Annotated in this window: 13 protein-coding genes and 1 pseudogene; 5 read left to right on the top strand and 9 right to left on the bottom strand. The window is 63.5% G+C overall.

Features of this window, described 5'->3' with window-relative positions:
- Positions 1-47 precede the first annotated feature (47 nt).
- From H7007_RS12330 to H7007_RS12340, 3 genes are read left to right on the top strand one after another with little or no spacing between them, the layout of a single operon-like run.
- Positions 48-1,190 carry a glycosyltransferase family 4 protein gene (locus H7007_RS12330; protein WP_287155613.1) on the top strand — a complete coding sequence of 381 codons (1,143 nt, stop codon included), beginning with the start codon at positions 48-50 and terminating at the stop codon, positions 1,188-1,190.
- A 47-nt stretch (positions 1,191-1,237) separates the two neighbouring features.
- The gene (locus H7007_RS12335) at positions 1,238-2,254 is read left to right on the top strand and encodes a glycosyltransferase family 2 protein (RefSeq protein ID WP_287155614.1); all 1,017 of its coding nucleotides are present in this window, start codon (positions 1,238-1,240) and stop codon (positions 2,252-2,254) included.
- Between the two features lie 19 nt (positions 2,255-2,273).
- Positions 2,274-2,960: a serine O-acetyltransferase gene (locus tag H7007_RS12340; RefSeq protein ID WP_287155615.1), complete on the top strand. Its 687-nt coding sequence runs from the start codon at positions 2,274-2,276 to the stop codon at positions 2,958-2,960.
- 236 nt (positions 2,961-3,196) lie between these two features.
- Here the strand turns inward: H7007_RS12340 and H7007_RS12345 are convergent, their stop codons facing one another.
- The 7 genes and pseudogenes from H7007_RS12345 to H7007_RS12375 form a co-directional block, all read right to left on the bottom strand.
- A complete protein-coding gene (locus H7007_RS12345) occupies positions 3,197-4,735 on the bottom strand; it encodes a glycosyltransferase family 39 protein (RefSeq protein WP_287155616.1) in 1,539 nt (512 codons plus the stop codon).
- A gap of 674 nt (positions 4,736-5,409) precedes the next feature.
- Positions 5,410-7,011: a sugar transferase gene (locus H7007_RS12350; protein ID WP_287155617.1), complete on the bottom strand. Its 1,602-nt coding sequence runs from the start codon at positions 7,009-7,011 to the stop codon at positions 5,410-5,412.
- A 3-nt stretch (positions 7,012-7,014) separates the two neighbouring features.
- Positions 7,015-8,187, bottom strand: a complete 1,173-nt coding sequence (locus H7007_RS12355; RefSeq protein ID WP_287155618.1) for a glycosyltransferase — start codon at positions 8,185-8,187, stop codon at positions 7,015-7,017.
- 926 nt (positions 8,188-9,113) lie between these two features.
- Complete coding sequence (locus H7007_RS12360) at positions 9,114-10,100, bottom strand: class I SAM-dependent methyltransferase (protein WP_287155619.1); 987 nt, start codon at positions 10,098-10,100, stop codon at positions 9,114-9,116.
- Complete coding sequence (locus H7007_RS12365) at positions 10,097-11,059, bottom strand: lysophospholipid acyltransferase family protein (protein WP_287155620.1); 963 nt, start codon at positions 11,057-11,059, stop codon at positions 10,097-10,099. The genes H7007_RS12360 and H7007_RS12365 overlap by 4 nt, the downstream gene beginning before the upstream one ends.
- A gap of 539 nt (positions 11,060-11,598) precedes the next feature.
- Positions 11,599-12,291, bottom strand: coding sequence for a hypothetical protein (locus H7007_RS12370; protein ID WP_287155621.1), 693 nt, complete (start codon positions 12,289-12,291; stop codon positions 11,599-11,601).
- 148 nt (positions 12,292-12,439) lie between these two features.
- A pseudogene (locus tag H7007_RS12375) lies at positions 12,440-12,673 on the bottom strand (integrase core domain-containing protein); the annotation flags it as partial.
- A 251-nt stretch (positions 12,674-12,924) separates the two neighbouring features.
- On the opposite strand from H7007_RS12375, the gene H7007_RS12380 reads away from it, so the two are divergent.
- Positions 12,925-13,125 (top strand): FmdB family zinc ribbon protein, encoded by a 201-nt coding sequence (locus H7007_RS12380; RefSeq protein WP_287155622.1) that lies wholly within the window; start codon positions 12,925-12,927, stop codon positions 13,123-13,125.
- Positions 13,126-13,443: 318 nt separating this feature from the next.
- On the opposite strand, the gene H7007_RS12385 is transcribed toward H7007_RS12380, so the two are convergent.
- Positions 13,444-14,775, bottom strand: coding sequence for a protoporphyrinogen/coproporphyrinogen oxidase (locus H7007_RS12385; protein WP_287155623.1), 1,332 nt, complete (start codon positions 14,773-14,775; stop codon positions 13,444-13,446).
- Positions 14,776-15,027: 252 nt separating this feature from the next.
- A complete protein-coding gene (locus H7007_RS12390; RefSeq protein ID WP_287155624.1) occupies positions 15,028-15,675 on the bottom strand; it encodes a TetR/AcrR family transcriptional regulator in 648 nt (215 codons plus the stop codon).
- Positions 15,676-16,432: 757 nt separating this feature from the next.
- Here H7007_RS12390 and H7007_RS12395 point away from each other — a divergent pair.
- Positions 16,433-16,912, top strand: coding sequence for a MarR family winged helix-turn-helix transcriptional regulator (locus H7007_RS12395; RefSeq protein WP_287155625.1), 480 nt, complete (start codon positions 16,433-16,435; stop codon positions 16,910-16,912).
- Positions 16,913-17,423: the final 511 nt, after the last annotated feature.

Below are 17,423 nucleotides of genomic sequence, written 5' to 3' on the forward strand. Positions count from 1 at the left end.
TTCCGGGGAGCGAAGAGAGGCCGAGCACCGGGGCCGGGGGGAGCGGAATGCCCAAAAAGGGGGATCGCGGCGGCATGATCGTGGGGATAGAAGGCCGGACCCTGCAGGGCAGGCGCTACGGGGTGGCCAGGTACCTGGTGAACCTCCTGCGTGAGCTCACCGTCCTGGAGGGGGAGGAGGAGTACATCCTCTACCTGTCGGAGCCCATAGAGCCTCTCCCCTTCCGCTCCCCGCGGCTGAGGGAGCGGGTCCTTACCCACGCACCCGGGCTCGCCTGGAGACATCTCCGCCTGCCGCTGGCCATGCGCCGCGACGGTGTGGACCTCCACTTCTCCCCTTCCTATTTCCTTCCTCTGCTGAAGGTCTGTCCCGCGGTGGTCACCGTGCACGACCTGACCTTCAAGGTGCACCCGGAGTGGTTCTCCTCCGACCGCCGCTTTCTTTTCGACGACATCTTCTGGCGCGAGGTGAGGCAGGCGGAGCGCATCATCACCGTGAGCGAGCATTCCAAACGGGACATCGTGGACGTGTTGGGGGTGGAGCCCTCCAGGGTGACGGTGATACCCGCGGCACCGGACCGCTTTTTCCGGCCCCTGCGGGACGAGAAGAGGCTCGCCGCGGTGCGGGAGAGGTTCGGCCTCCGCCCCGGTTTCCTCTTCACCGCGGGGTCCATCCACACGCGGCGCAACCTGGAGCGGCTCATCGAGGCCCTCTCCCTGGCCGAGGCGGAGCTGGGGGAGGAGCTGCAACTGCTCATCCTGGGCACGCCGGCCCCCTTCACCCCTCCCGTGGACATCTGGGGGACGGCGCGCCGCTGTGGGGTGGAAGGGAGGGTGGTTCACCTGGAATACGTCACCGAGGAGGAGCTGCTGTGCATCTACAACGCCTGCGGGCTCTTCGTCTACCCCTCCCTGTACGAGGGCTTCGGCCTCCCGGTGGTGGAGGCCATGGCCTGCGGGGCGCCGGTGGCCTGCTCTCGGGTCACCTCTCTTCCCGAGGTGGCCGGGGAAGCGGCGGCCTACTTCGATCCCCTGGACGTGGAGGACATGGCCCGGGTGCTGGCCTCCATCCTCTCCGACCCGGCTGAGCGGGAGAGGCTGGCCGCGGCCGGACTGAGGAGGGCGGGGGATTTCTCCTGGAGGAGGGCGGCGGAGAGCACGCTGCAGGTCTTTCGCGAGGTGGCGGGATGAACGGTGTTCAGGCCGGGGCTTCCGGGACCGAGTAAGAGAGCGGAGGAATGCAAGAGGAGACGGAGAAAGGGGAGGCCGGCATGCAGGAGGCGGGAATGGAGCGGGAATACAGGCCACGGGTGAGCGCGGTGATACCCAACTGGCACCGCAAGGACGATTTGCGGGAGGCGCTCCTGGCCATCAAGGCCCAGACCTACCCCGTGGAGGAGATCATCGTGGTTGACAATAATTCCCAGGACGGCACCCGGGAGATGGTAAAGGAGGAATTCCCCGAGGTGATGTTCATCCAGTCCCCCCACAACATCGTCATCCAGGCCCTGAACATCGGGGCCAAGACGGCCTCCGGGGACCTCATCCTCCACCAGGACAACGACGGCGTCCTGGAGCCGGACGCCCTGGAGCGACTGGTCCGGGTCATGGGCTCCGACCCCCGCATCGCCGTGGTGCACAGCAAGAACCTGTACTACGACACCGGTGAGGTGTTCGACCCGCTGCGCTGGTTCTCCCCCGAGGAACACGCCTCGGAAGGGGTTTTCGACGTCCCCACCTTCCACGGCAACGGGGCCCTGATACGACGGGACGTGCTGGAGGAGATAGGCTACATCGAGCCCGAGATACTCCTCTACCAATTCGAGCGCAACATCTCCGCCAAGGCCATCGACCGCGGCTACCGCATCGTCTACCACCCCGCGGCGGTCATCCGGCACAAGATCTCGCGGGAGGTGCGCGACCCGGGCCATCGCCTGTACATCACCATGACCGGGGGGTGGTGGTACTTGGCGCGTTTCTACCCCCTGGGCACGGCCTTGAAAAAATCCCTCCACTACCTGGTCTTCTTCATCCTCTATTCCGTGAAACACCATACCTTCCGCAGCTTCTTCCGCGGCATCCTGGACACCCTTCTGGGGCTCCCCAACGTCCTGAGGGGGAGGAGCGTGCTCAAACCGGAGACGGTGAGATTCCTGGAGAGCAGGCCCTACGAGACGGCGATGATAAAATACGGTTCGCTGGACACGGTACGCAAGTGGATCAAGGGTCGCTTGAGGGGAGGAAAGGGAGCGTGACCGGAAGGGGGGATCGCCTGTGGTCGAGGAGAAGAAGGCGCATTTCCTTGACGACCTGAGGCTGGCCCTGAAGCGCAAGGGGCTGGGGGGCCTGGTGCGCGACGTGCTCTTGCATCCGGGCAACCAGGCCATCGCCCTGTACCGGATCTACAGGTGGTTCTACCTCAAAGGGTGGGTGACCCTGGCCTTCCTGGGGTACCGCCTGAACTATTTCCTCTGTGGGGTGGAGATCCATCCCGACGCGGAGATCGGTCCCGATTTCCACCTCGACCACCCCATAAGCGTCCTCATAGGTAGAGGGACGCGTATAGGCCGCGGGGTCCGCATCTATTCCCACGTGGCCGTGGGGGCGGTGGGGCTCCCGGAGGAGAACCCCTTCATGGACATCCGTGACTACGTCCAGATCTACCACGGGGCCATGGTTGGGGGGAGCGCCACCATCGGGGAGTACGCCCAGATCGGCCTCAACGCCGTGGTCTGGAACCAGGACGTCCCTCCCTACTCCGTGGTGGTGGGGAACCCCGGGAGAGTGATCAAAGTGGAGGGAAAGCGGGTCAACCCCGAGGATTACGTGGGCTACAAGTACGACCCCTCGCATTTCCACGGGCCCCCGCCGGAGCACGACCTGGCGAAGGAGGAGGAGAAAAAGGAGTCCTGGATCGACCCCAGGACCTACCGTAAAGCCCCTCCGGGCCGGGATTCTTGAGCGTGCGGCCGGATGACTTAAAGCCGTCCTGGGCTTTGGCTCCTGTTCCCGCCCGTCTTCTCCGTAAGACTCCGGGAAAGGTCAGACGTCAAAGCGGGCAGGAGGTGGACGGAAAGGCCGTTTGAGGGCATGGGGTTTGGAGCGCTTCGAGCCGCAGATCGAGGGCCGGTTCGGGCGCCTGGGTGGTGGGCGGTATCCGGGAAGGCCTTCCCCTTGGCCCGGTAGCGAACCGACACTCAATCCCCGCAGGGGTTTTCCACGTACCGGCGCGCCTCTCCCCTGCTGTCCATCTCCGCATCGGGCCCCTTGAACCCGGAGCAACGGAAGATGTAGATCTCGCGTTCCCTGCCGTGGGAGGACAGGCGCAGGACGACCGGCTCCTCCACCTCCCGGAAATAGGGGGCCAGCTTGGCCTCCCAGAAGGAGGCCGGGGTCTGGAACCCGTCGGGGTTGTCCCTCTCGTCCACGAAGAGGAAGTCCCTCCCCTCCAGCCGGTCCAGCGGAACCCAGGGGGAGTAGGAGCTGTTGTCGCACATGACCTCGTTCTCGTAGACCAGGAAGGCGATGGTGTATTCGAGGGGATGCCCCCGTTGGTGGTAGGCGATCTCGCTGGATATGAAGTAGTAGGGGGAGGCCACCACGGGGGCCGTGCCTCCCCCTCCTTCTTCCGCCGAGGCCAGTGCATCCACCGCGCCTGCCACTTCCTTCCATCCGGAATGGACCGTGGAGGAGGCGCTGAGGTAGAGGGTGAGCGATGTGATGGCCAGGCAGGGGATGAGGAAAAGCCCCCAGTACGCCGCCGCCTGGAGTTGTCGGGAACGTCGCGAGGGGGTTGTGCCCATGAGCAAGGATGCGGAGGCCATGGCTAGGACGAGGGAGAAGAGATGGGAGGAGAACCCCCAGCGGGGAGGTCCGCCGGTGAGGGTGAAAAATACCGTGCCCGGAAGGGCGAGCCAGAAGAGGAAGAGCAGCTCGGGTTTCCTTCTCCTGAAGCCGAGGTATCCACCGCATACCAGGCCGATGATGCTGAACAGGTAGACGAAGGGCGAGAGGGAGAGCGCCTCCCAACCCGCATGTTTGGCCACCTTCACCAGATAATCGCCCGGCCCGGAATGGAGGAAACCGGGCCGGCTTGTCAGCTGGTAGATTATGGGTTCAAAGTGATGTACCGCGTACCAGGCGATGGTGGGGGTGAGGATGAGGAGAGCCAGGACCATGGCGAGGTAGGGCTCTTTCCTCTTCAGGTGGGAGCGGAAACCGGGGGAAGTGACCAGGAAGAACAAAATCCCCAGGATGAAGAGGACTGATTGCAGCTTGGAGAGGAGCATGAAGCCCACGGAGATCCCCGCCAGGTACCAGTACCCGCTTTCCCCGGCGGCAATCGCCCTCCAGGCGAGGATGGCGAAGAGCAGAGCGAAGAAGATCATGGGAGTGTCGACCACGACCATGGTTATCCAGTAATTGGTAAACGGCAGGCAGGCCAGGAGCAGCACGGTGAAGAACGACCACCGCCCGTCGAGCCCCATTTCCCGGCACAGCAGGTAGGCCAGGGCCAGGGAAGCGGCAGCCAAAAGGAGGTGGGCCATCCTTAGGCCCACAGCCCCGTCGCCGAAGACAAAGGTCCCGACGCGGACAAGAAAAGCTGTGAATGGCGGATGGAAATAATATCCTGCGCTCAGGTGCCTGCTCTGCATCCACCAGTTGGCCTCGTCCACGTGCACGCCCAGGAAGAGGCTCTTCAGGATATGTAAGAGAAGGAAAAAGGTGAGGAGCACGGCGAGCTTCCTGTTCCATCCCCCGAAGAGGCTTTTCCCTTCAGAATCACCGCATTCTCCGCCGCGGGAAGAAGTCACCTCCACCTTCCTTTTTGCCTTGGGACTCTGTAACGTCGTGAGGATCGCCTGTCAAGACGAAAGACGTGCCGTCGCGAAACCCCATGCACGTAATGTTACCCCATCCCTCGGGCAGGAGGACAGTCTTTTCGGATGGAAACTCCTGCCATGCCCTTCACCGATTCCCCGGGCGGGACCGCGCAGACGGACATACCGTATGTGGGAGGTCTCTCAAGACGGACGATCCCGCTCAATCTCCTGGTCAGGCCACATGGCGCACTTCGGGCTAAAGCGTGCTCGACGGCCCCACGGCCCGGGACCGGCGGTCGTTGTCCTGGAGAGCGAGGAGTTTCCGCTCCGCGCAGCTCGCGGCCTCTTCCGCTTTTTCGTATCTTCCCCTTTAAACCGGCCGGGCGGCACAAGGGCCGCCCGGCCTCCCCCCGATACGCACCCCCCGCGCCCTATCCCTCTTACCGCCCTTTTGCCGCCTCTCACGTGGTCTCCCGGACCGGTTTCTACGGACTGCGGGATATTTTTCCCGAGGGTCTGGAGGGCAGGAGTCCCCCCCGCCCTCTTCCCGCTCCGCAGCTCCCCGCTTTCCTCCGGTGGCCCCGTCGTCAATAAGCCCCATCCCCGGTGATTATGGCCTTGAAGGTGCGCAGGATTATCTTGATGTCCTGCCACAGCGACCAGGTCTCGATGTAGTAGAGGTCGAGCTTTATCATCTCGTCGAAGGGCAGGTCGCTACGCCCGCTCACCTGCCAGAGCCCGGTGATCCCAGGCTTGACGTTCAGGCGCTGGCGGTGCCAATCCTTGTACTGACGGACCTCTTCTTTGATGTGTGGACGGGGGCCTACTAGGCTCATCTGGCCGGCCAATACATTGAAGATCTGCGGGAGCTCGTCGATGGAGAACTTGCGAATCCACTTGCCCACCCGGGTCACGCGCGGGTCTTCCTTTTCCTTCCAGCACAGCCAGCCGAACTCGTTTCCCGACTTCCCGTTCACCAGTTCGGCCTGCATCTTGTGAGCCCCGTCCACCATGGAACGGAACTTGAGACAGTCGAAGCACTTACCGTCCTTGCCAACCCTGCGGTGCCGGAAGAAGACGGGCCCCGGCGAATCCAGCTTGATGGCGATGGCCGTCACCAGGAGGATGGGCCAGATGACCAGCAGTATGGCCGTTCCCAGCACGTAATCCTCAAGGGTCTTGAGCGCCTTCTTGTAGCCGTGCAGCCTCTTGTCCCTCAGCCGGATCAGGGGTATGCCCCCGATCTCGTTGACGGTTATCTCGTCGGTTATTACCTCGAAGAGGCGGGGCACGATGGAGCATTCCACTCCCGCCCCGTTGCAGGTGGAGGCCAGGTCGAGCAGCCTCTCGGCCGGCGAGGTGTTGAAGGCGATGATGACCTTCTCCACACGGAAATCGCGTATCACGTTCTCCAGGCTGTCCAGGTTGCCGAGCACCCGGAGGTCCCGGAGCTCGGGTTCCTCGAACTCCGCGAAGAGAGGATCGTCGTCCAGAAAGCCTATAGGCCGGAGCCCGAACCCCTGGTGCTTTATGAGCTTGCGGGCCACGGACTTCCCCACCCTGCCGGCCCCGATTATGAGTGTGTTGCGCATGACCACGTCGCCCCAGCCGATGAGGGAAGCCAGGAACTGGAGGAAGGTCCTGGACACGAAGATGAAGATGATGGAGGAGGCCCAGAAGAAGACCAGGAAGCCGCGGGGCGTGGCCAGCGAGTTGAAGAGGAAGGAGACGATGAGGGTGAACACCAGGTGGGCGTTGACCGAGCCGACTATCCTGGGTATGCGGTCCAGCACGCGGATGCGCTGGTACGGGTCGTACATGCCGCATGCCTTAAGGGCCAGGAAGAGCACCGGGGAGGTCATGGCCAGGGTGAGGGCCACGGGACCGAAAGAGACGGCGTTCTCGGGCGGGAAGAGCCGCACCACCAGCGGGTACTGGAAGCGCACCCAGTAGGAGAAGACCAGGGCCGCCCACATGGCCGAGGCGTCGCAAACGAAGCGCATGAGGATGCGGACGGTCACCTCCAGCCTGCGCTGGGAGCGGGGATGCAGTAGCTCCCTGCGAGCCTCTCTCAAGATGGCCTGCAGTTCCTGGTCGGAGATCTCCTCGACCTTTGGAGCGGTAACCCCAGACTCCACGGGTTGCTGCGCGGTCTGCGAGTCTCTCTCTTCGACCAGCCGCCCTTCCATTGCTTACCCCCTTTGGTTTGCCTCCCCGGAGGGCAGGCTTATCAACCGCCCTCTCCTTTCGCGAGCCGCCGATTCTTCCTGGAATCGCTCCCAGGCATCCCTGACGTATCTGGAAAACTTTTCCTTGAATGCCGAGGTGTCGAAGCGCATGGCGTGCCGCCTTATGGCCTGTGGGTCGAAGTCTCCGGGGTCGAACCTCCGGACCGCCTCCACCAGAGATTCCGTATCCTGGCGCTCGAAGAAGACGCCTGTCAGTCCCTCCCTGACCGTCTCCAGCGCGCCTCCCGCCCGGTAGGCGATAACCGGCCTTCCCGCGGCCATGGCTTCCAGGGGCACGATGCCGAAGTCCTCCTCCTGCGGGAACACGAGGGCCAGACAGCGAGAGTAGAGCTCGGCCAGTTCCGCGTCGCTCACCCGCCCCAGAAACTCGATGTTGGGCCGGGCCGCGCGGCGTAGGGAGTCCATCTCCGATCCGGTGCCGGCGATCTTCAGGGGGAGGCCGAGTCGGTTGAAGGCCTCCACTACCAGGTCGGCGCGCTTGTAAGGGATCAGCCTTCCCACCACCAAGAAATAGTCCTCCACGCGCTCCGAAATGCGGAGCCAGGAGGTGTCCACGGGCGGATAGATGACCTCCGCTTCCCTCCCGTAGTACTTGCGTATGCGGCGCGCCACGTGCTCGCTTATGGCCACGAAGAGGTCCACGCGGTCCGCAGCGCACCGGTCCCATATACGGAGGTAATTGGTCATGTAGGGAAGGGCCACCCTTACCAGGGGGTTGAGGACTCCGAAACGCGGGTTGGCCAGGTAATGATGATAGCCGCTCCAGTAATAGCGGATGGGCGTGTAGCAGTAGCAGATATGCAGTGTCTCCGGGCTGGTGATTACCCCCTTGGCCTCGGCGTGACTGGAGGAGATGACCACGTCGTATCCGGAGAGGTCGAAGCTCTCGAAGGCCACCGTCCGCAGCCAGGGGAAGGCCTGATGCCTCTTCCTGGCGCCGGGGACCCTCTGAAGGAAGGAGGTGCGCACGTCGGCGTGGCGGAGGGTGGGGAATTCCTCCGGAACGAAGACCGAGGTGTAGATGGGGGCATCAGGGTACAGCTCATGGAGGGTCAAGAGGACCCTTTCCGAGCCCGCCAGGTTGGTCAGCCAGTCGTGTACCAGGGCTGTCCTCATCGCTGCCTCTCGCCCCCGATGCCACGCCCGCCTCCGGCGCGGGGGATGGCCACTACTTCGGGTTGGGGATCCCGTCCTTCCCGGTCCCTCCGCCCGTCCGGCCACCGCCCATGACCGGTGCCGGCTCACTCAAAGAACCCGGATGGTGAGAAGAGATAGCCTGGGAACCGATTCGGGATTAGAAGAAGAACAATCGAATTGATCTTCGCCCGAGAGATGGTCCTTTTGCACCCAGGTTTTTGCTCTCACACACCCCCAGTCCGCAACGATCCCAACTGGCACCCCAAGAATCAGGTGGATCTCCTGCTCCGAACCTGGCCTTCACGGAGCTGCGGAATTACCGTCATACATCCACCCGATTTTTATATACCCCTTTAAAAAATCCCTTAAACCCGTTTCGGCCAGCCCGGGATGAACATGCTATCCACACAAAAATCATACAATCAATCGCTCCCGTGTTAAGTTACTCGCCTGTAAATGTAACATAAACTCAAAGTGGGCGTAACATTTATCACTTCAACGTAACAATTTCGTAACATCGAGTCTCGCCTTTCGGGGAACGATCTTTACCCCTCGCGAAATGTCCTTCTCCCGCCTTCCATTCCTCCTGAAGCACCCATTCTTCTTGAAGTCCTGAGGCTCCCGTTCTTCCTGAAGAGTTCTAAAGATTCACTTCACTCGCACACGGATCCCCCGTGTTCACGGAAGAAGGGGGATGGCCTTTTCCCTTAAATCCGCTTCGGGGTTGCCTTCGCTTCAGAAGCGGGTTTTTGCGTCCCGGCCTCCCTGCCTTTCCGGGGTCGTCAGCCCGCGAGGTGCCCGCAGTTGCGTCGCTCCCGGATTCCGTGTGCTCAGCGGGCTATGTGCGGCGTGGCCAGTGATGTTCGACATCCCGGGAGCCGCTCCTTCCCCCGGGAAGGTGCCGCTCAGGAGGCCACGGCGTTCCAGTGCCAGGGGTAACGGGACAGCAGAGGCAACCTGCCCAGCGACTCGTCCAGGGGGATGGCCAGGCGTTCCAGGGGGAAGAGCCTGACCGTCCTTCCCAGAAGCTGGGAGAGCTCTGTGGAGGCAAAGAAGAGGGCCGCCGAGAGGTAGCCGGCCGGTTTGAGATCCACGCGGTTGAAACCCGCCTCCCTGAGAAGGCGGGAGAGGGAGGCGGCGGAGAACCCCTCCGTGAGGCGGTCGGCCTCGGAGACGGTGTCCGGGGGTTCTTGCCCCTTTCCCGCCAGGGCCCGGATGATTCTCAGGAATATCTTTCCAACCGGGTATATGGTCCTGCTCTGCCAGGTGTTGGGCTCCGTCCCCAGTACCAGAAGCCCTCCGGGGCGGAGGACGCGGCGGGCCTCGCGCAGGGCTTTTCCGGGTTCCGGGAGATGGTGGAGGGAGGCCACCATGAGCATTCCGTCGAAGGAGGCGTCGGCGAAGGGGAGGCGGGTGGCGTCGGCAAGGAGGTGGAAGGAGGCGTCCTCGAACCCCTCCCCGTGATGGAGGCGGCGCGCCTCGGCCAGCTGTCCGGGGGAGACGTCCGTCTCCACCAGGCGGTATCCGGAGCGAAGGAGCTCCAGGCCGTCGTTTCCCAGCCCGCAGCCGGTCTCCAGGATGAGAGAGCCGGGAGGGAGGCGCCGCAGGTCATCGAGAAAGGCGGTGTGGTAATGGCGGTAAAAGGGGCTTCCGCACCAGGTGGCGTGCATGCGGAGGTAATAATCGACCTTCTCGGTGTAGTGTTCCCTCTCCGAGGCCACCAGGGGATGGACGTCCGGCGGGAGGAGGTCGGGCAGCCCGTTCACCTCCCCGAAGCCGGCGCCGCAGCCCGAACAGGCGGCTCCATTGGGTGATATTTCCAGTCCGCTGCCGCAGGAAGGACAGCGAAGCAGGTCCTTCCAGGGAAGCAGTGCGGACCAGGTGCCGCTCATGCCCCCTTCTCCATGATCTCGCGTGCCTGGTCCCACCAGGCCCAGAGCCCGAACCAGCTCATCCACTGTCCCGGGGCCATGCGTATGGTCCTCTCTCCGGCCTTGACCACCTCCCGCATGACCCTGGCCACCTCCGACTTCTTGTCCGCCGAGGTGTCGCAGAAGATGGGGGGCAGGAAGATGAGGCGGTTGTCGAAGGCCCCCTTTCCCCGCAGGAGGCAGAAGGGCTGGATGGGGGCACCGGTGTCGTAGGCGAAGTACCCGGCTCCCGCGGCGAGTGCCGCCGGACGGCCGAAGAACTCCACCACCCCCGTGCCGGGCACGTCGAAGGTGAGCCCGATGCACTTGCCCCGGGATAGGTGCTCGCGCACCTTGGGGATGATGTCCTTCCCGGCCAGGAATACCGGCTCCTCCAGGTCGCAGCCCAGGAAACCGGCGTAGAAGGCGAGATGTTCCACGTAGCGGGGCACCGCGGTGTCCTCGGGACGGTACATGATGGGCGTGTAAGGCTTTCCCAGGCGGGCCATGACCGCGTGCACGACGGCCACGCCGCCGATATGGGGACCGATGAAGATGATGCCCTTTCCCGCCTCCTCGGCCCGGGCCAAGTTCTCCCTGCCCTCTATGCGCAGCTCCCGCATGTAGCGTTCCCCGTGCCTTCCCAGGGTGAAGATGTCCAGGATGGGCATGAACACCGAGGCGCAGGCCTGGCGGGCTATCCTGGTGATCTCCCGGCGGTCGGTTATCTCCGGAAGGGCTTCGGAGATCTTCGCCTCCAGGCGGCGGCGCATCCCGGGTCGCAGGTAGAGCAGCGTGGCGCCCATGGCGCGGAAAAGGGCGTAGAAGAGTCCTGGCGGAAAGATGTAGAAGAGCAGGCGCGTGAGGTGAAAAAGAGCGGTCATGGACCATTCCACGGTCTTGAGGAAGAGGGGAGACCTCTCGGTGCTCTTTTCCGCCATGCTCATTCCCCCTTTTACGATCCGCATCCGGCCAAGGAATAAGGTTAATTATAGCCATCCGGGCGGCTTAATACTAACCGGGCTCCCAGTCCGTTTCGTCTGCATGGTTCGTTCCAGAGGAAGGGTGGCCCACCTTCTCCGCGAAAACTCGCTTCACCGTTTCTGCTTCTCGTCTTCATGGGGAGGAACCGCCTTACTGGTTTGGTTTCCTTCAGGTTACCGGAGGCTCTCTCCGGTTCGTGGTGGTCTTTTTTGAACCCGCTGGCCCTCCCCCGAGCCTTCACTTCCGCCCCGAAGTTTTCTCCCCGCTCCGCCGCGGAACATGGACGGGAGAGGCGCGAATACCCTTGAACCGCGGCGGTCCCCGCTGCACACCTCCACCTCTCTCGGTCCGGTTTGTCCTGCCGCGGTCGTGGGGAGGGGGATGAAAGGCTGCGTGGCGCGATCAGGGGAGGCGAGAGCTTGGTGGGGCCGGAAACGGCCGAATGGAGCACACCATTGATCGCCGTGCCCGGTCGAGGAGTTGCCTCGGGATGCCGTCAATAGGAGGGCATGAGGGCCTGTATCTTCTCCGCGGCCGCCTGTATGAGGGCGTTGGCCTCGTCGACCAGGGTGAGGTCACCCGTGGCTATGGCCTGGAGGAACAGGTCGCAGGCCTTGATGTACATGTCGAAGATCTGCAGCGCCTCCTGGCGTAGGGGCTCCAGTTCCGGAGGAAGAGGCATGGTGGCCACCTGGTTGCGGTAGTTGACCAGCGTGGACTTGATGCCCGACACCTGGGAGGCCATCTCCATCCCGGAGATGATGTCCTGCCCCATGACCTCTATATTGCGCTGCAGGGTGTTGAGGTCCTGGAATGTCTGGGCGGGTATGGAGGTCTCCAAGGCCTGGAAACCGGTGGATTCCTCCAACTCCTTCTCCTCGGCGGCCGCGGCCTCCTTCTCCTTTCTTATCTGCTCCTCGTGTTCCGGGCTGTAGCGGTCGACGTATTCCACCCGGTAGTTGGCGGCCTCAGCGGGACTCACCCAGGCGGTCTGCGTGTTGTCCTCCCATACGTGGTTGTCGATGGGGTCGCGGACGATGGTCCCGTAGCGGACGAGCACCTTTTCCGGGGTGAGGACCATCCAGGCCACGGCGAGCAACACCACGGCGGCCAGAAGGCCCAGTGAAGCCCACAAAAGGGCCTTGCCCTTCCGGCTGAGGTTGGAATACCAGATGATGATGCGCCGCATTCCCGCCCTCTTTCGTCTCCTCTGCGTTATGACCCTCCGTGAGCCCCTCAGGTTCCCCGGCGTCCCGCCCGACCGGTCTGCGGTGCCGGGGAACGATTTAAATGTTAGCATCTGCCGCCGGCGGCGGTAAAACGGGTGTGCTGGTCCACTACATGGTGAACACATCGCCCTTATCCTTGCATCCCTCCATCCAGACTTTCAAAAACTCCATGGTGATGAGATAACCCGGGCTCTGGTGGGGACGCACGTGGTTGTAAACGTAGTTCCACTCGTCCAGGATCTGGTTGAGCTCTTCCACCGTGTAGCCCTCCCGGAAGGCCCAGAGCTCGTACTTCGTGGTCTGGATCTTCCTCTCCACAAAGGCGTTATCCTTGGGGCAGTAAGGGTCATGGTGCCGGTTGGGAACATGCGGTCCATGAACGGGAGGGCGGCAGAGGTATCAAAGAGGCGTACGGTTCGGGGATCCCTATGGGCCTTCAGCCTTTCGGGGGAGGTGACGGTCGGCGTTCTTCGGCCTTTGGGCGCCATGGGGAGAGATCGGCTTGAGCGGAAGCCGGCGCTCCCGGACCTTGACCCGGATCATAGCCGGCGACGGAGGCGGGATGTATCCTTGTTGTCGAAAGGAGGAAGGAAATGCCCATATTCGAGTATCGCTGCGAGGAGTGCGGCCATCGTTTCGACGCCTTCTTCCGCCGCTCCGAGGACGCGGAGAAGGAGACCCCGCACTGCGATAGATGCGGGTCGGGGAGGGTGCGCAAGCTCTTCTCCCTCCTGGGATGGGGCGGCGGGAGCGGCCAAGGCCTGTCCGGGGGGTGCGCAACGCGCTCCACGTGAAGCCCCTGGTAAAGGTCCGGTCAGGACCGCGGAAAGATGAAGGCCCGGCGAGGCTCGATGCCTCTCCCCGGGCGTGGGCCTCACGTCCTTTATGCTTTTAGGCCTTCTTTTGACGGAAAGGCGTCCCAAGATGAACTGGATAGCGCTGCTGGGAGTCATAGCCGCCTGGCTGTTGTTGAGCGCCGTCGTCCTGCCGCGGCTGGGGGTGCCCACCTGAATGTCCGCGGGCTGCCGCGTGCGGCGGAAGGAAAGCCCCGAGGACGGCGGGCGAGCTCCCGAAACGGACGGTGTGGATGGCCGTTGCGGCGGCCTGCATGATTAGGCCCCGTGGAGCAGCGACTCGGCGGCGTCCATGCCGCTGCGCAATGCCCCGTCCACGGAGGGCATGAAGAGGTATTCCCCGGCCAGGCGCAGGCCCTTGACCTCCCGGGAGCTCCTTTCCTTGAGTTCCTCCATGGCGCGGAGCATGCCCGGAGGGGAGAGGCAAACCGCCTCCTCCCAGCGGTAGACCTCCGAGAACAGCGGCTCCCTGGGCATGGAGGGCATGAAGCGGCGGATCTCCTCCGCCAGCAGGGAGAAGACCTCCCCGTCCGGGCGGGAGTTCAGCTCCCGCGCGTGCTTCCCGTAGGTGAAGCAGTGCACCATCCCGGCGCCCGGCGGGGCGTAGAGCGGGGACTTTATGGAGTTGTCGGTGAAGCCGGCCATGGGGGACATGGCTCGCCGCGGGAGCCCCACTGCATACCATCCCTCGGGTAGCAGGCGTTCCTGCAGGCCGAACATCACGTGACAGCACGCGCTGTAGCGCACCCGCCCGAGGACCTCCCGCATCCGACCGGGGAGCTCGGGCATCAGCCGCCGGGCCACGCTGGCGGTGGTGGCGCAGATGACCGCGTCGGCCTCCATGAACCCCTTCCCGGTCTCCACCCCCTTCACCTTCCCGCCCTCCAGCACTATCCTCTGCGCCGGGGTGGAGAGCATCACCCGGTCCCGGCATTCCCGGTAAAGAGCCTCGGCCAGGGTCCCGATGCCGCCCTTCAGGGTGTACAGGCCGTGCAGGGCGTACCAGGCCAGCGCCAGCCCGTACCCCGCTCCTATCTCCTCCGGCTCGCCCAGGGTCAGGCAGGAGGCCAGCGGCTGGAAAAAATATTCCAGGGCCTCCTCCCCTCCGCGGCGCAGCGCCAGTTCGGCCAGGCTCTCGTCGTCGAGGTCCAGGGACGCGCGGTAGTCGATGAAATGCAGGTCCCTGCGCCTCTGGAAGATGAGGGGCATGATGCGGGCCATCTGCAGGATGCCTCGGGGGCCGAAGAGGCGGAAACGCAGAAGGTCCCTCCTGTCCTTCCACAGGAGCCGGGGGTCCAGGCCCGCGGTCAGGGGGTTGAGCCTGCCCTCCCTCCATATGGCCACCTTGAAGGGGAAGGCGACGATCTCTCCCTCAAGCCCCAGGCGGCGGCAGAGGTCGAAGGTGGTGTCGTAGTAGCGGAAGAAGAACTGCGCTCCCAAGTCGAGCACGTAACCGTCGCGCCTGGCTCCCGCCAGGCGTCCTCCCGGCGTGGAGGAGGCCTCCAGGGCGGTGACCTCCGCGCCGCCTTTTTTTAACACGTAGGTGGCGGCCAGCCCCGCGGTTCCCGCTCCCACCACGATTACCTTCATTCCCATCCCCCTTCCCGGTAGGCCCCTCCCAGGAAGCCGCGCCGCCCCTCGCTACCCGTAAAGGCGCCCGAGGGACGAAATGATTATAATCCCTCCCTCCGGTGTCGGTCCCGAGGGTGCCGCGCTCCGGAGAGGTCTCCGGAGACGGCGGAGACGGCTCGTGAATCGGCCAAGGTCGTGCCGGTGTCGGCGTTCCCGTTCCCGAATTGTGGGGCTCCCCGGAGACGGCACCGCCCGCGCCTTCCAGCGCCGTTACCCGGAACTCTCCTGGCGGAGGGTGTGAAAGATGATCACGCTCAGGTTGTGCACCAGCTTTTCCAGGTCGCAGTCCAGGCTGCCGTTCACCCACTGCACGGTGGCGAACTCCATCATGGCCAAGATGATGCGGGACACGACCTCCGGGTCGAGGTCGCGGCAAAGCCCCCTCCCCAGGTGTTCGCGCAGCTTGGCCTCCAGGATGCGGGCGAAGGGAAGATTGAGCTCGTCAAGGTCGCGGCGGAACTCCTCGCTTTCCACGGAGGCCCTGATGACCAGGGGGTGGATATGGGAATAACGCCGGAAGACCTCCATGACGCCGCGGATTATCCGCTCCACGTCCTGGAGATTCTCCACGGCGATCTCCTCGAGGTGGTTCTCGCGGTACCAGTCGAAGGACTCCAGCTCGCCGACCATCTCGCGGAGCATGTGGCGCAGGAGGTCCTCCTTGTTCCGGAAGTAGAGCCAGAAGGTACCGTGGCCGATCCCGGCGCGGGAGATTATGTCCGCCGCCGTGGTCTTCTCGTAACCCTTCTCGGCGAAGACCTCCCGCGCGGCGTCCAGGATGCGTTTCCTGGTCTCCGCGGAGCGTTCCTGCACGAACCGCACCGACCGCGCGTTTCCGCGTTTTGAGTCCTCCCTCAAGGCGACCCCTTTCGGAAATGACCGATAGTCACAATTTACCAGCGGAGGGCCAAAGGGTCAAACGGCCGGGGATGCCTCAGGAGACCCTTTTCTTCTTCTGAAGCCGGATTTCGCCACCGCGCCCCCTTCCTTTCCACGATCTTTTTGGATGGAAAAAACCGAAGGTCTCCTTGAGGCCTGGGGGGTTTGCGGGAAGGCCCCCGCCTCCAGGGGGGATGGAATCCGCAGGAGCACGGAGCGGCGCATCGGATTGCGGGGATGGTGGGTGGTCGCTCGATGCCCATACCGCTGCCGCTCTACGAGCCCCCGTTCCGCTTCGCATCCGGGCGTCTTGTGGCCGGAGGGGGTCGAGGGACTGCGGTCATCCCCGTGGGGGCAGGGAGACGACATGGGGCAAGAGCGGCCTTTTTCAGGACTTCCGGGGAAAACGCGCATCATGTTGCGCGGAATCTGCATGGTGCGCGAGCGGCCTTTTTCCCGCCTCCCGGTGGGAAGAAAGGCGAGAGGTTCGAGGGGCCTCCCCCAGGGTGAGAGGCGGCCCCCTCGCATCCCGGCGTAAGCCGGTTCATGACGGAGGCCGGGCTCGACGGAGATTAAGGCGGGAGCGGTGGGAAAAGCCTTTATGGTCCGCATGGTTAAGCCGCCGTTTTCAGGTCGAAAGAGGTCGAGAGGCCACCCCATCATCCTGGCGGAGCAAGTAAAAATGCCCGTTTGACCGAAAAAGGCGGGAATAGCTAAAATTTCATATATGAAAAATATGAGTGATGAAAACGTCAAACCCGGTTCCCCTCCCGAGGAACCCTTCGTCAAGTTGATAGAGACCGTTTTTCTCTTCATCCGCACCTATTACCCGGAGTTCAACGAGGTGCTGGAAAAATTCGGCCTTAACTATTCCCAGTACGTCGCTCTCCTGACCCTTTTCATGCACGGAAGCCTGGTCGAAGGGGAACTGGCACGCATGCTCCACCTCAACCCCTCGACCATGAGCCGCATGATATATGCCCTCGAAGAGAGGGGCTGGGTGAGATGCGTGAGGGACGCCTCCGACCGCCGGCGGGTTGTGGTGAGCTTCACTCCGCGGGGGAAGAAGCGCATAGAGGGGATGATGAGGGAGCCGGCGAGGGTCCTCGTCCGGCTCACCGAAGACCTGGGCGAGGAGGAGAGGAAGCGGGTATACGAGATGGTGGACTCCATCAACCGGGTACTCTGGCTTTTCATAGGCGCCCGGGAATCCTGAACCCTCTCTCAATCAGAACCCAGGGTAGGGGAGAGAAAGGCGACCTCACGGGAGACGTCCCCGAGCATCATCCGTCCCGGAGACCCGCGACCATGTCGGAAAAGGGTATCCTCGCGCCCGGGGAGGTCATGGAGAGCGGGGAGCACGTTAAGGCCTTTCCGAAACGCGAAGGCGTCGATGCCGCATGCCGTTCGCACCTCTTCTCTCCGCCGCCTCCTCCTTCAGCCCCCGTTTTCACGTGAACTCCACTTGGATTACGCATATCCCCCTCCCGTCTTATGCCGCCCTTTCGGCCCGGCGGTTGCCTGGCGCTCCGCGCCCTCTTCCGGCGCGGGACACCGAGACATTACGATTTGCGCTTCCCTTCAAGGGATGAAGGCCCGAAGGTCCATTCCAGGGATAGCCGTATTCAAAGGAGGAAACGGCAATAGGGAGAGGCGAACCGTCGGGTCGGAGCGATGCCCAAAGGCATAAAGCCGTTTTCTCAAAGCGGAAAGACGACATGGAGGGA

Origin of the sequence: Candidatus Solincola tengchongensis (genome assembly GCF_015711935.1) — a bacterium.
Taxonomy (GTDB): domain Bacteria; phylum Actinomycetota; class Geothermincolia; order Geothermincolales; family RBG-13-55-18; genus Solincola_A; species Solincola_A tengchongensis.

Coding starts and splice junctions, on each gene's coding strand:
- H7007_RS12350 (WP_287155617.1), bottom strand. CDS start 7,011: ATGGAAGGGCGGCTGGTCGAAGAGAGAGACTCGCAGACCGCGCAGCAA.
- H7007_RS12335 (WP_287155614.1), top strand. CDS start 1,238: ATGCAAGAGGAGACGGAGAAAGGGGAGGCCGGCATGCAGGAGGCGGGA.
- H7007_RS12370 (WP_287155621.1), bottom strand. CDS start 12,291: ATGCGGCGCATCATCATCTGGTATTCCAACCTCAGCCGGAAGGGCAAG.
- H7007_RS12355 (WP_287155618.1), bottom strand. CDS start 8,187: ATGAGGACAGCCCTGGTACACGACTGGCTGACCAACCTGGCGGGCTCG.
- H7007_RS12330 (WP_287155613.1), top strand. CDS start 48: ATGCCCAAAAAGGGGGATCGCGGCGGCATGATCGTGGGGATAGAAGGC.
- H7007_RS12380 (WP_287155622.1), top strand. CDS start 12,925: ATGCCCATATTCGAGTATCGCTGCGAGGAGTGCGGCCATCGTTTCGAC.
- H7007_RS12395 (WP_287155625.1), top strand. CDS start 16,433: ATGAGTGATGAAAACGTCAAACCCGGTTCCCCTCCCGAGGAACCCTTC.
- H7007_RS12365 (WP_287155620.1), bottom strand. CDS start 11,059: ATGGCGGAAAAGAGCACCGAGAGGTCTCCCCTCTTCCTCAAGACCGTG.
- H7007_RS12385 (WP_287155623.1), bottom strand. CDS start 14,775: ATGAAGGTAATCGTGGTGGGAGCGGGAACCGCGGGGCTGGCCGCCACC.
- H7007_RS12360 (WP_287155619.1), bottom strand. CDS start 10,100: ATGAGCGGCACCTGGTCCGCACTGCTTCCCTGGAAGGACCTGCTTCGC.